At 69.3% G+C, this 12,881-nt stretch carries 9 protein-coding genes and 2 pseudogenes; 6 read left to right on the top strand and 5 right to left on the bottom strand.

Features of this window, described 5'->3' with window-relative positions:
* Window positions 1-147 precede the first annotated feature (147 nt).
* Window positions 148-2,760: a hypothetical protein gene (locus tag E8A74_RS54165; RefSeq protein ID WP_211365494.1), complete on the bottom strand. Its 2,613-nt coding sequence runs from the start codon at window positions 2,758-2,760 to the stop codon at window positions 148-150.
* A gap of 495 nt (window positions 2,761-3,255) precedes the next feature.
* On the opposite strand from E8A74_RS54165, the gene E8A74_RS32620 reads away from it, so the two are divergent.
* Both E8A74_RS32620 and E8A74_RS32615 read left to right on the top strand, forming a co-directional pair.
* Window positions 3,256-5,418, top strand: a complete 2,163-nt coding sequence (locus E8A74_RS32620; RefSeq protein ID WP_232379855.1) for an FG-GAP-like repeat-containing protein — start codon at window positions 3,256-3,258, stop codon at window positions 5,416-5,418.
* A 335-nt stretch (window positions 5,419-5,753) separates the two neighbouring features.
* Window positions 5,754-6,224, top strand: a complete 471-nt coding sequence (locus E8A74_RS32615; RefSeq protein ID WP_136933098.1) for a glutathione peroxidase — start codon at window positions 5,754-5,756, stop codon at window positions 6,222-6,224.
* A 129-nt stretch (window positions 6,225-6,353) separates the two neighbouring features.
* On the opposite strand, the gene E8A74_RS32610 is transcribed toward E8A74_RS32615, so the two are convergent.
* From E8A74_RS32610 to E8A74_RS32590, 4 genes and pseudogenes are all read right to left on the bottom strand, one after another.
* A complete protein-coding gene (locus E8A74_RS32610) occupies window positions 6,354-6,908 on the bottom strand; it encodes a dihydrofolate reductase family protein (protein WP_136933028.1) in 555 nt (184 codons plus the stop codon).
* Window positions 6,896-7,156 (bottom strand): hypothetical protein, encoded by a 261-nt coding sequence (locus tag E8A74_RS32605; protein ID WP_136933027.1) that lies wholly within the window; start codon window positions 7,154-7,156, stop codon window positions 6,896-6,898. Before E8A74_RS32605 ends, E8A74_RS32610 begins: the two co-directional genes overlap by 13 nt.
* Before the next feature lie 277 nt (window positions 7,157-7,433).
* Window positions 7,434-7,963, bottom strand: a pseudogene (locus E8A74_RS32595) (NHL repeat-containing protein); the annotation flags it as partial.
* Between the two features lie 61 nt (window positions 7,964-8,024).
* Window positions 8,025-8,429, bottom strand: a pseudogene (locus E8A74_RS32590) (helix-turn-helix domain-containing protein); the annotation flags it as partial.
* Window positions 8,430-8,551: 122 nt separating this feature from the next.
* Here E8A74_RS32590 and E8A74_RS32585 point away from each other — a divergent pair.
* The 4 genes from E8A74_RS32585 to E8A74_RS32570 are packed head-to-tail and all read left to right on the top strand — an operon-like array spanning window position 8,552 to window position 12,569.
* Window positions 8,552-9,265 carry a response regulator transcription factor gene (locus E8A74_RS32585; RefSeq protein WP_136933026.1) on the top strand — a complete coding sequence of 238 codons (714 nt, stop codon included), beginning with the start codon at window positions 8,552-8,554 and terminating at the stop codon, window positions 9,263-9,265.
* 3 nt (window positions 9,266-9,268) lie between these two features.
* Entirely contained in the window at window positions 9,269-10,633 is a 1,365-nt protein-coding gene (locus tag E8A74_RS32580; protein WP_136933025.1) for a sensor histidine kinase, read from the top strand.
* 35 nt (window positions 10,634-10,668) lie between these two features.
* Window positions 10,669-11,799, top strand: coding sequence for a CotH kinase family protein (locus tag E8A74_RS32575; RefSeq protein ID WP_136933024.1), 1,131 nt, complete (start codon window positions 10,669-10,671; stop codon window positions 11,797-11,799).
* A gap of 14 nt (window positions 11,800-11,813) precedes the next feature.
* The gene (locus tag E8A74_RS32570) at window positions 11,814-12,569 is read left to right on the top strand and encodes a polyphosphate polymerase domain-containing protein (RefSeq protein ID WP_232379854.1); all 756 of its coding nucleotides are present in this window, start codon (window positions 11,814-11,816) and stop codon (window positions 12,567-12,569) included.
* Window positions 12,570-12,881: the final 312 nt, after the last annotated feature.

Genomic DNA, 12,881 nt, shown 5'->3' with positions numbered 1-12,881 from the left:
CTAGTCGCGGTCCGCGAGGCCGCCAGCGCATTCGAGCGGGCCACGTTCCATCCCGGCGACTGGGCGCTCAGGGGGCGCGGGCCCGAGCCCCAGGGGTCATGCCCGCGTGACGGCATCTGCGTCCAAACCGGGATTTCCTCCTCCCCGCTACCGAACAAGATGGGCGGAGCGGCGCATCGTACGGCGAAGGCGCGCGAGGAGGAGGAGGGAGGCCGCGGCGCCGAAGGGCAAGAGCGGCTTCGTTTCGCCCGGCGTCACCCGGCAGTCGCAGCCCTCTCCGCCGTTGACCGGCGGCTCGCCCGCGCCGCCAAGGCCACCGGCGCCGGAGGAGCTCGACGCTCCACCTGCGCCTCCGCTCCCGCTCCCGCTTCCGCTTCCGCCGCCGCTTCCGCCTGCGCCGTCGAGCTCCACGAACCGCCCGAAGACACGATTCGCGCTGAACGGCTCTCCCGGGACGAACCGCGCATACGCCACGAGGGCCTTGTTCCCGTTTTCCGCCGCAATCGCGGGCACGCCCTCGACCCACGTGGGCTCGGCCGAGAGCGGGACTTTCGGGGTCACCGTGCCATCGGCCTCAATCGTCCTCGCCACGAGGTCGATCGCGGCCGGGTCCGTGGGGTCCGTGAAGGCCCGGAATGCGACGAGCGCACGGGATCCCACGGCGACGAGGGAGGGACAGGTGCCCTCGATGGCGCCGAAGGCGGAATACGCGACGCCCGCGCAAGCACCAAACGGCAGGTTCTCGCCGATCACGAGCCCGGGTGGGTCGACGACCATTCCGTCGGGGGTCACGCGCGCGGCGCGCAAGTTCGCCAGCCGCGGAGCCACCACCTCCTGCCACGAGACGACGTGGTGCGTTCCTGTAAACACCACGTCAGGCGACTCGGTCGGCATGCCAGGCGCGGCGGGCGCGACCAAAACACCTCCTGGATCGAGCGGCTCGCCCGCAGGGGTCAGCCGGCCGCCGTGGATGCCGGCGGCGGAGGACCAGGTCACGAAGAAATTCGTCCCGTCGAAGGAGATGGCCGGCGTATGGCCGAGCCATTCCGTCGGCGCCGCGGAGAGGTCGATCACCGGGGAGACGACGCCGTCCTGTCCCACGCGGAACGCGTGGAGCTTGCCGGCACTCGCGCCCACGAACAGGAGGCCCGCGCCGTCCGAGGCCGCGTCGCTGGAGGCCGGGAGCGGAATCGGCGCGGCGTCGAGGATCTCGCCGCCCGGGCTCAAGCGCGCCGCGCGGCCCACCAGGGGCTCCTCGGGAGGGAAGCTCTCCTCGCCCTCCCATACGACGAGGGTGTTCTGGCCGTCGAAGAACGCGCGCGGCTGCTTCTGCATCCAGTCCCCCGCGAAGACGGGGATGCTCTGCGGGTCGAGCAAGGTCCCGTCCGGGGACAAGCGAGCCGCGTGGATGTCGAACCACTGGGTGCCTTGTTCGAAATCGCGGTCGTCGGTCCACACGACGACGTGGTTCGTCCCGTCGAAGGCCACCGCGGGCTGGGACTGTTGATTGGCGCTTTGCGAAACGACGATACGCGGCTCGTCGAGCGCGGCCCCCGAGGGGTCGATGCGTGTGCCGACGATGTCTCCGCTGGTGACCTCCCAAAAGGAATGGCTCCGCTGCGTCCAGAGGGCGAGCGCCTCCGCGCCCGAGCTGGCCAGGGCGATTCCGTCGACGTTCTTGCCGAGCGCGATGCCGGTCGGGGGATCGAGGGGGATCCCGGCCGGAGAGAGGCGCCCGATGCGCAGGAAGCTCGCTTCGACGCCGTTGGAATCCCCCCACGCGAAGAGCGTGTTCACCCCGTCCCGCGCGGCGACGAGGCTTCCCGGATAACTCGAGGGGTCGATCGCGACCTCAATGGGGCTCGGGTCGATCACGGCGCCCGAGGACGAGATCCGCAAGGCGCGCACGCCGGTGCCCGTGGCCCAGCCGAAGACGTAGTTCGTGCCGTCGTGGAGGAGCGCGGGGTCCCACGCGTCCGGGCCGGCGACGAGGACCGTGTGCGTGGGATCGAGCGGGGCGCCGGACGCGGAGAACCGGCGCGCGCGGAGCTCGCCGTCCCGCCAGACCACGAGGTACTCCGTGCCGTCCGAGGCCACGATGGGGGCGGCGAGGTGGGGCCCTTTCGGGACGGACGCGACGAGGAAGCCACCGGGATCGAGCACGGCGCCGCCTCCGGCGACACGCGCGGCGCGGACCTCGCAGGTCGAGGAGGAGCACGCCTTGTCCCATACGACGAAAAAGCCATGGCCATCGGAGGCGACCTTGGCCTGGATCGTGTCGTCGTCCGCGACGAGGATCCCCCCGGGATCAAGGACCACGCCCGCTGGGTCGACGCGCATCACGCGCACGCTCGAAGCCACGCCGGTGGGCATCAGGGTGCTGCCCTCGTAGGCGAGGAGGAAGGTCGTGCCGTCGGAGGCGATCGAGGGCTCGCGGCCGTCGGCGAGGTGGCGGCCGTACGGATCGACGAGGGTGCCGTCGGGCATCACGCGCGAGCCGAAGATACGGTCCCGGCCATTGCGGTGATCCTGCCAGACCGCGAAGTACGCGCCGCCGCCGAAGGCCACCGCGGGGCGCCATTGCAGCTCGGCCGCGAAGCCGGGGAGGGGATCACCGAAGCCGATCTCGGGGCCGACGACGGTCTCGAGGGCCGCGCGGGCGGAGCCGAGCGCAGGGGACGCCGGCGCGTGTTCACCACAGCCGACGAGGACGAGAGGGAGAAGGGACGACGAGAGGAGGCAGGGCAGGGTAAGGTACATTCTCGCGAGCGTACCGTGAGTTTGGCCCGGGGATCCACGGGCTCGCGAGGCGATTTCTTGCCATGCGGCGCCGGCGGGTTTCGTGAAGGGAAGAGGTCAGGCGGTTCTGTCGGGGACACGCTGAAAACGCGGGGACGCTTCCTTTGTTGTTACGTGCTCACCGACCCGTCGTCCCAATCCCCTCCTGACGGACCAACACGCCGTATTCGTTCTCGGCGGAGCAGCCGCGATTGCTCGGGAGGGTGATGCTCCTTCTCCGCATCTGAGGCACACAGTCAGCAGCAGCGGCTGGGTCCGAGGTCCGTCGTACTCCGTGTCGTGATGTCCGCGATACCAGGCCAGCGCGCCGAAAGACGGGCCGGGCCTGCCACGACATCACCCGAGGCCATATTCCACGGTGGCATCGTTCTTGTACTGGCGACCCGACGCATCCCCGTCGGCGCTGGGTCGGCGTCGCGCGGCCCCCTACGCATTCACAAGAACAGAGGACTCGACGTGCGTTATCTCAAAAGCTCTCTCTCCTACCTGACGGTCCCGGCTCTCTCCGCCCTGCTCCTCGTGGGCTGCGCCAGCGCCGACCCCTCCGAGGCCGACAGCCAGGAAGGCGGCGAAGCCGTGGGCGAGGCCCATGACGCGCTCACCGCCGCGCAGTGCAACTACTTCGATGTCAACGGGAAGGTCCAGATCTGCCACAAGACCGGCTCGACGACGCATCCCTACACGATCATCCGTGTCAGCGAGCAGGCGTGCATCAACGCGCATAGCGGCCACAACGGCGACTACGTCACCAGCCTCGACCCGAGCTCGCCGCTCTTCGACCCGACGTGCAGCGGCCTGGGCTGCCTGCCCGTGAACGCGCCGTGCGACGCCACGGTGCCCTGCTGCGACGGCCTCACGTGCCAGAGCGGTACCTGCGTCGACGTCGACGAGTGCGCCGCCGGCACCGACAACTGCGACGCAAACGCCACCTGCACCAATACAGTCAGCTCCTTCTCCTGCGCCTGCAACGCGGGGTACGAGGGCGACGGCGTGAGCTGTACCAACATCGACGAATGCGCCGCGAGCCCGTGTCAGAACGGTGGCGCCTGCACCGACGGCATCAATAGCTACACCTGCGAATGCGCGCCCGGCTTCACCGGCGCAAACTGCGAGACCAACATCGACGAATGCGCCGCGAGCCCGTGCCAGAACGGCGGCACCTGCACCGACGGCATCCATGGCTACACGTGCGCGTGCGCTCCCGACTTCACGGGCGCCAACTGCGAGACCAACATCGACGCGTGCGCCGCGAGCCCGTGCCAGAACGGCGGCGTCTGCACCGACGGCGTGGGCAGCTACACCTGCGAATGCGCGCCCACCTACGAGGGGACCCACTGCGAGGCTTGCTCCGGCCCCCTCGCGGACTGCAACGGCAGCTCGTCCGACGGCTGCGAGGTGAACACCCAGAGCGACGCCAATCACTGCAACGGATGCAACCTCGCGTGCGCGACGGGCGAAATCTGCTCGAACGGCACCTGCCAGGCCGCGCCCTCCGGCCAGGTCCCCGGCACGCCGGTCAGCGTCCCCGCGAACCACGATCCGCTGGCTCCGGCGGTCGCCGATGTGAATGGCGACGGGAAGCTCGACATCCTGGTGGCCAACGCCGAATTCGGATCGATCGTGACCCCCTCCGGCTCGTTCTCCGCTTTCCTCGGCAACGGCGACGCAACCATCCAGTCGGAGGTCACCTATACGGGCGCCCCGCTCTCCAGCAACGCGGTCGTGGCGGTGGACGTGGACGGCGACGGGTGGCTCGACGCCGTCACCGTCAACGGCCAGACCAACCAGCCCCTCAGCAACGGGAGCATCAGCGTCTACCGGAACCTGGGCCCGAGCGCGCCCGGAACCTTCGGCGCGCCGACGACCTTCACCACCGGCACCCCGGGATCCATTCACCTCTGCACAGGGGACTTCGATCAAGATGGGATCGCCGACATCGCCACGACCAGCGTGACCCTGAGCCAGGTGAGCGTGATCCTCGGCACCGGCGGAGGCAGCTTCGGCGCGCCCACGTTCATCACCATCTCGAACACCGGCGGCGTGCAGTCGACCATCGCCTGCCGTGATCTGAACGGCGACGGCTTCTCCGATATCGTGGTGACGAGCCCCTCCACCGCACGCCTGTCGATCCTCCTCAACCAGGGCAGCGGCTCGTTCGCCGCACCCGTCGCCTACACGAACGCCGTCAGCGGCCAGACGGCGGGCATCGCCTTCGGCGACGCCAACGGCGACGGCGTGCTCGACATCCTCTCGAACGGCGCGGCCGGCCGGTACCTCTTCTTCTTCAAGGGGAACGGCAACGGCACCTTCGCGAGCGGCGTTCCGTCCGCCGCCGCGCCCACGGTGGCCTCCAATTCGGCGCTGGGCGTCGTGGCCAATGACTTCAACGGCGACGGCAAGCTCGACGCCTACATCCTGGTCACCGCAGCCTCGGGCGGCGTCCGCCCGATGACCGGCAACGGCACCGGAGGCTTCACCACGGGCACCGTCGTCTCGACCGGCGCCTCGCCCGGCCTCAACGCCATCGCCACCGCGGACATGGACGCGGACGGGTACGCCGATCTCATCCTGACCAACAGGGGATCCGGCACCGTCACCGTGGTCCCGAACGGACTCTGAGGAGGTCCGCGAGACCGGGCAAGCGGGCGCGATGGGGCGTCCTGCTCTGATTTCAGCGCGGTCTCGGTAGGAGACGAGTCATTGAAGCCGCCCGGATCGAGCGGCTCGCCTGCGGGCGTCGGCGGCCGGCGCGAATGCCGGTGCCGGTGGACCTGGTGCGCTCGGGGCTCCGCGCGTTCGGGTTGCCATCGTCGAGGGCGGACGCCGCCGCGGCCCCAGGGAGCCCCTGGCGCCGCGGCCCGTCCTCGGGTATTGCGATCCGCATGCTCAACAAACTGGTCGGCGTCGTGAATCGCGCGGTGTACGGCAAGGCCCCCGAGGGCGGGCCCACCTCCATGCAGGCCCTCTCGCTCCAGCGGCTCGACGGCGCGCCGCTCCCGCTCGAAGAGCTGGCGGGCAAGGTCGTGCTCTTCGTCAACGTCGCCAGCCGCTGCGGCCTCACGCCGCAGTACGAGGGGCTCGTGAAGCTCTACGAGCGTTACCACGATCGCGGGTTTCTCGTGGTGGGCGCGCCTTGCAACCAGTTCCTCGGGCAGGAGCCGGGCTCGGCCACGGACATCGCGCAGTTCTGCTCCACGACCTACGGCGTCGACTTTCCGCTCCTCGCCAAGCAGGACGTGAACGGCGCGGAGCGCAGCCCGCTCTACCAGTGGCTCATCGGCAGCAAGGCAGGCGGCGGCTCGGACATCTCCTGGAACTTCGAGAAGTTCCTCGTCGGCCGGGACGGCGCGGTCCTCGCGCGTTTCTCTCCGCGGGTGACGCCCGAGTCGCCCGAGGTCGTGCAGGCCATCGAAGCCGCGCTCTGACCACGACGTCGAGGCGGCAGGGTCCACGACCTCGTCCACCCGATCGTCCAGGAGTCCTCAACGAGGTCTGCGAGTCCTTCGACTCCGAGGACGAGGACCGCCCTGCCTGATCGGGTCTCGGGTCGAGCGTCATCCCTCTCTGCGGCGGTAGTGAAGCGCCAGCGCGCCGGACGTCAGGCGCTTCGTCGAGACCAGCTCGAGGCGCCGCGAGGGTTCCAGGCCCTGAAACAAGGTCGGCCCATGGCCGGTGAGGACGGGGTGGAGGACGAGCCGGTACTCGTCGATCAGCCCCAGCCGCTCGAGCGCGGCGGACAGCGTGGGGCTGCCAACGAGCACGCCTTGCGGGGTCTTTTCCTTGAGCTGCCTCACGGCCTCGTGCAAATCCCCCTCGACCCGGAAGGTGTTGCTCCACGGAAAGTCGCGGCGCGAGGCCGACACCACATACTTCGGCTTGGCCTCCAGCTTGCGCGCCCACTCCCGCATCGCGCGCGGCGCGTTCTCGTCGCGCGCCACAGCCGGCCAAGCGCTCTCCATCAACTCGTAGGTGACGCGCCCCCACAGCATCGCCCCGGCTGCGTCCATCAACTGCGTGAAGTAGTCGTGCAGCTCGTCGTCCGCGATCCCCTCGCGATGGTCGCAGCACCCGTCGAGCGTCACGTTGAGTCCGAAGGTCAAGAGACCCATGGCGCTGACGTACCACGGCCGAGCAGGCGGCGGCAGACTTCCGATCGCCAGCCCAGCCGACGGTCCACGACCTCGTTCACGGGGTCCACAACCTCGTCCACAAGGTCCACAACCTCGTCCACGGGGTCCACAACCTCGTCCACGGGGTCCACGACCTCGTCCACGGGGTCCGCGACCGCGTGCGCGGGGTCCACGACCTCGTCCACAGGGTCCACGACCTCGTCCACGGGGTCCACGACCTCGTCCACGGGGTCCACAACCCCGTCCACGGGGGTCTACAACCCCGTCCACGGGGTCCACAACCTCGTCCACAGCGTCCGCGACCTCGTCCACGAGGTCCACAACCCCGTCCACGGGGTCCACAACCCCGTCCACGGGGTCCACAACCCCGTCCACGAGGTCCACAACCCCGTCCACGCGGACGCGCGCGTTTCAGGTGGCGTCGTACGTATCGTGGTGACGCCCCCAGCTCATCGTGTGGGCGAGTCCCTCTTCTGACCCCCTTTCGTTCGTCACCGCTTCGCGGCGGCCGCTCTCCGGATCGATCCGGCGAATGTCGCTCTGCTCGTCCTCGTCGGTGCCGTGCCCGAGCTCGTTGTTGACCCAGGCAACGCCGGTCACGAACCGATCGGATTCGAGGGTCCGCAGCAGCGCGCCGGTCGACGTGTCGATCTGGTGGATCTTCCGGGCACGATACGCGCCGACCCAAAGCGTCCCCTCCGCCCACGCCAGGCCGGAGCTGCCGCCGCCAGCGGGCGCGGGAATCGTCCCCACGACGCGCCCCGATCCCGGGTCGACCTTCTGGATCCGGTCGCCGTCGATCTGCCAGAGGTATCGGCCATCAAACGCAGTCCCGGCGGGCGCCGGGACGTCGAGCTCGCGGACGATCTCGCCGCTCGCCGGGTCGAAGGCAGCGAGCGCCTCGCCTCTCCCGAACCACACGCGCTGGCCGTCGAACGTCACACGCCGTGGACGCGCTCCACGCCGGGGAAGGGACCATACTCGCGGACGATCTCCGCTTGCTGCACCTGGGGGTCGCGCTTGCTCGTTTGCATGAAGGCCTCCGCTGCTTTGCGCCCGGCCCACGGGCCGGCACGCGAGAGGGTTTTACCCTCCAGGCAGCGGCCCCGGGGCCTCCGCCTCGTCGAGCTGGCCTTGGAGCAGCAGACGCCGGACGCCGACGAGCCGCGCGAGCAGGGCGTTCGCGTGGTCTCCCAGCGCCTCGAGCGAGCGCGCCGCCGCGTCCAGCGTGTGCGCGGGAAAGCGCAGATCGCGCGTGGCGAGGGCGATCTCCGCCTCGGCCACCTGACAACGAGCCCGCCCGACGCGCTCGCGTGGACCGAACGCGCGCGCCGCGCGCCGGAGCAGCTTCCGCGCCCGGTCGTACGCGCCGAGCTGGGCCATCGCAATGCCCCGCAGGGCGAGGGCGGGCGGGTCCTCGCGCAGCGCCACGCGCTGGAGCGCGCCGAGCGGATCACCGGCCGAGAGAGCGCGTGCGGCCGCGGCGATCCCGGGGTCCATGGCAGCGAAGTAGCGCCGTTCGTCCCGGCGCAGCAAGGCCGTTTCCCGCCCGCTCGTTTGCCCCATGTTAAGCAACTGTTAGCGACGCACTCCGCCTGAGGCGGGGGTGGTAGTCTGCGCGGATGATGCCCGTGGAGAGGACCTCGACCTCGATCGTGTTCATCGAGGACGACGAGAAGCTCGCGCGCCTCACGGCGAGATACCTGGAATCCCACAACGTCCGCGTCACCCTCGCGACCGACGCGCGCGACGGCATCGCCGCCGTGCTGCGCGAGCACCCCGACGTCGTCCTGCTCGATCTCATGTTGCCCGAGATCGACGGCTTCGAGGTTTGCCAGCGGCTGCGCGCCCGCGTGCACACGCCGATCATCATGGTCACCGCGCGCGGCGAAGAGGCCGACCGCGTCATGGGCCTCGAAGGCGGCGCGGACGACTACCTCCCCAAACCCTTTTCCGCGCGTGAGCTGCTCGCGCGCATCCGGGCGCACGCGCGCCGCGCCCGTGGCCTCGCGGGCCCTCCGGCCGAGCGCCAGATCGTCGCCGGCTCCCTCACGATCGATCCCTGCGCGCGCAGGGCGGTCTTCGGCGGGGTGGATCTCGCGCTCACGACCTACGAGTTCGATCTCCTGCATGCCCTCGCCGAGCGGGCCGGGCGTGTCCTCACGCGCGAGCAGCTCGTGGATCTCGTGCGGGGCAGCGCGGACGAGGCCTTCGATCGTTCGATCGACGTGCACGTCTCGCACCTGCGGAAGAAGCTCGGCGACGATCCGAAAAACCCGCGCATCATCAAGACCGTGCGCGGCATCGGGTACGTATTCGCGGTCGACCGGATGTGAGCCATGGCCCTCCGTAACGTCCTGCGCGCGCGCCTGGCCCTCCGCATTTACCTCGTCGGGCTCGCGCAGTTCGCCCTGGTCGCGGCCGGATTCATCGCGCTCCTCGAGATCAACCGGCCCAAGGGGTTCCCGCACGAGCACCAGGTTCGTTTCTTTCACGAGATGATCGCGCGGGAGATCGACGACCCGCGCGAGCTCCAGGGCGTGCTCGATCTCATGCAGCGAGAGCTGCACGCGACGGCCACCGTGGTCGATCCGGACGGCGCCGTCTTCGCGACGAACGCGCTCGGCCCGCCGCCCCGCTGTATGCCGCCCCGGCCGGGGAAATTCATGGAGGACCGGCCTCCGCCTTGTCACGTGAGGCCCGTGCGGTTTCCCGATGGCCGCGAAGGGCGTATCGAGCAACTCTCGGCGTTTCGACCGCCGCCGGGGCCGCCCATCACCGGGCCCCGCGTGGTCGGAATGGTCCTCGTCGTCGTGGGGATCTCGTCATGGCTGCTCGCGCGTACGCTCACGCGGCCGCTGCGTCGCCTGTCTTCCGCGGCGCGCGCGTTCGGCGGCGGCGATTTGAAGGCCCGCGCCGCCCTGCCGAACCGCGACGAGCTAGGCGACGTGTCGCGCGCGTTCGACGAAATGGCCGAACGCGTGACCGAGCTTTTGCGGGCCGAGCGGGAGCTGCTCGCGAACGTCTCGCACGAGCTGCGCACGCCGCTCTCGCGGATTCGAATGGCCCTCGCGCTCGTCGCCGAGGCGGAGGGCGACGTCGCCGTCGCGCGGGAGATGCTCGGCGAGATGGGGGGGGATCTCGACGAGCTCGAGCGGCTCATCTCCGACGTGCTGACGGCCGCGCGGCTCGATTTCGAGGACGTGGCCTCGCACGCCGGCATTCCGCCGCTCCGCCGCGAGCGCGTGGACGTGCACGATCTGCTCACGCACGCAGCGTCGCGGTTTCGCGCGGCGCACCCGCAGCGGGCGTTGCGGGTCGACGTGCCGGCGGATTTGCCCTCGGTCGACGCGGATCCGGTGCTCCTGCGGCGGGTCTTCGACAACCTGCTCGAGAATGCCCACAAGTACACGGAGGAGCCGGCGGAGGCGGTGGAGCTCGTCGCGCGTGGGGGCGAGGACATCACGGTCGAGGTCGTCGACAAGGGCGTCGGGATCTCGGCCGAGGATCTTCCGCGTGTGTTTCGCCCGTTCTTCCGGGTCGACAGGAGCCGCACCCGCGCGACCGGGGGCCTCGGCTTGGGGCTGCCGCTCGCGAAGCGGATCGTCGACGCGCACGGCGGCCACATCGAGCTCATCAGCACGCCGAACGAGGGGACGCGCGCCCGTGTGCGACTCCCGATCGCACATCTTTCGCCAGCTTAACACGCCGTTAACAGGGACCTCGTATCCTCGCGGGCATGGGAACCCGTCTCGCCTCGATCCTCCTGTTTCTATCGGCCTTCACGGGATGCACCGCCGAGGATCCCGTCGAGGGGGTCTTCGACCCTGCCAAACTCCACAAGGTCGAGATCACCATCGCTTCGACGTATCTCGGTACGCTCGAGAGTGATCTCGAGGAGCGCGTGCCTTGCGACATCGTCTACGACGGCGAGCTCGTCGCGGGGTCCGGGATCCGGCAAAAGGGCAATACGCTCGTGGCTCTCGACGACAAGCCGAGCTTCTCCATCAAGTTCGACGCGTTCGACGACCAGGCCAAGCTCTACGGGCTGAACAAGCTCATCCTGAACAACTCGAAGCAGGATCCCAGCTTTTTGCGCAGCCGGCTCGGCTCGGACGTGCATTTGCGCGCCGGCCTGCCCGCGGCGCGCGTCGCGCACGCCCAGGTGACGCTGAACGGCGTCGACAAGGGGATTTACGTGGTGGTCGAGGCCGTCGACAAAGACTTTCTCCGGAGCCACTTCGGCGAAGAGTTCGCCGAGGGCAACCTGTACGAAGGCCCGTGTTGCGGCGATTTCGCGGACGACGTCGAGCACATGGAGCTCGAGGACGAGAAAAAGGACGGGAGGTCCCGGGACGATCTGCGCGCGCTCGCCCAGGTCATCCAGGACACGCCCGACGCGGCGTTCGCCAAGGCGCTGGAAGAGCACCTCGATCTCGGCCAGTTCATGAAGATCTACGCCCTCGAAGCGCTGCTCGGCCACTGGGACGGCTTCGCATTCCGAGCGAACAACCATTACATCTACGATAACCCCGCCACCGGGCTCTTCGTGTTCATGCCCCACGGGATGGACCGGATCCTCGACGATCCTTCGTTCGACACCGAGACGACGCCCGTGACCAAGCTGCCGCTGCGAATCCGCGCGATCACAGCGCTCGAGATGGAGTTCCATACGCAGCTCGACGAGCTCGCCCGGAACGCGTGGAACGAGACGTCGATGCAAGCGGTCATCAACCAGGCCGCCGCGGTGCTCCACACGGCGGCCGCGGGCGAGCAGACGAGCAAGGACCTCGCCGCTTTCGACGAGAGCGTGACCGATCTCCGCAACATCGTGACCGTGCGCAGCGACAAGATCGCCCCCACGAACTGAACCCGAGGCGCGCCGTGGACAACATCATCGAGCGGTACGAATACAAATACCTGGTCCCCGAAGGGCTCGTGCCCGGCATCCGCGCCACGGCGCGCGCGACATCCAAGATCGACAAGTACGCCGGGCCCGACGGGACCTACCGCATCCGCTCGCTGTACTTCGATACGGACCGCTACGACCTGTTCTGGGCGAACGAGCGAGAGCAAGCCGATCGATTCAAGCTCCGGGCGCGCTGTTATCCGGCGAGCACGGAGAGCCCTGTCTTTCTGGAGGTGAAGCGGCGCGTGCTCGACGTGATCGTCAAGACGCGCGCCGCCATCCCCGCGGCCGCATGGCGAGACGTCCTCGCCGGCAAGGAGTCCGCGCTCGCCGCGCTCTCCCCCGGCGCACGATCGGGCGCGATGCGGTTTCTCGCGCCCTATCACCGGCACCACATCCGCCCGGTGTTGCTCGTCGAATACGAGCGCGAGGCCTACATCAGCGAGATCGACACCTACGCGCGGCTCACCTTCGACCGCAAGATCGCCGTCCAGCAGCAGGAATCGATCGATCTCGAAGCCATCCCGGGGCGATGGCGCCCCATCGATCATCGGGGGCAGACGCGGACCCAGGAGCCGGTATGCGTGCTGGAGCTCAAATTCGAGCGGCGCCCCCCGCGATGGATGGTCGCGCTCGTCCAGCGCCTCGACCTGATCCGGTTCTCCTTCTCGAAGTATTGTTACGGCGTGACCGCAGAGCTGACGCTCCCGGAAGCACGGATTCCAGGCTGAGGGAGGAGGGAGGCGTCGCGCTGGGGCTTTGCCCCAGGCCCCAGCAGGGGCTGTCCGCCCCTGCACCCGGACCAGCCAGGGGCTGGACCCAAGCTCGATGAACTGCGCGATGCGCAGTTCATCGAACAGGCCCGGTCAAGACCGGCGGCGATCCTGCCAACGGAGACAGCCGCGCTGCTGGTTTGGCTGGCACCCCGGCTTCTTCGTCGGCCTGTTTGAAAAACTGCGCGGAGCGCAGTTTTTCAACCCTGGGTCCAGCGCCTCGCTGGTCCGGGGTCGAGGGGGCGGACAGCCCCCCGCGGGGTCCGGGGC

The organism is Polyangium fumosum, assembly GCF_005144585.1.
Classification (GTDB): Bacteria; Myxococcota_A; Polyangia; order Polyangiales; family Polyangiaceae; genus Polyangium; species Polyangium fumosum.
Note: the sequence above shows the minus strand (reverse complement) of the source record. Positions and strands in the feature narration are given on the sequence as shown.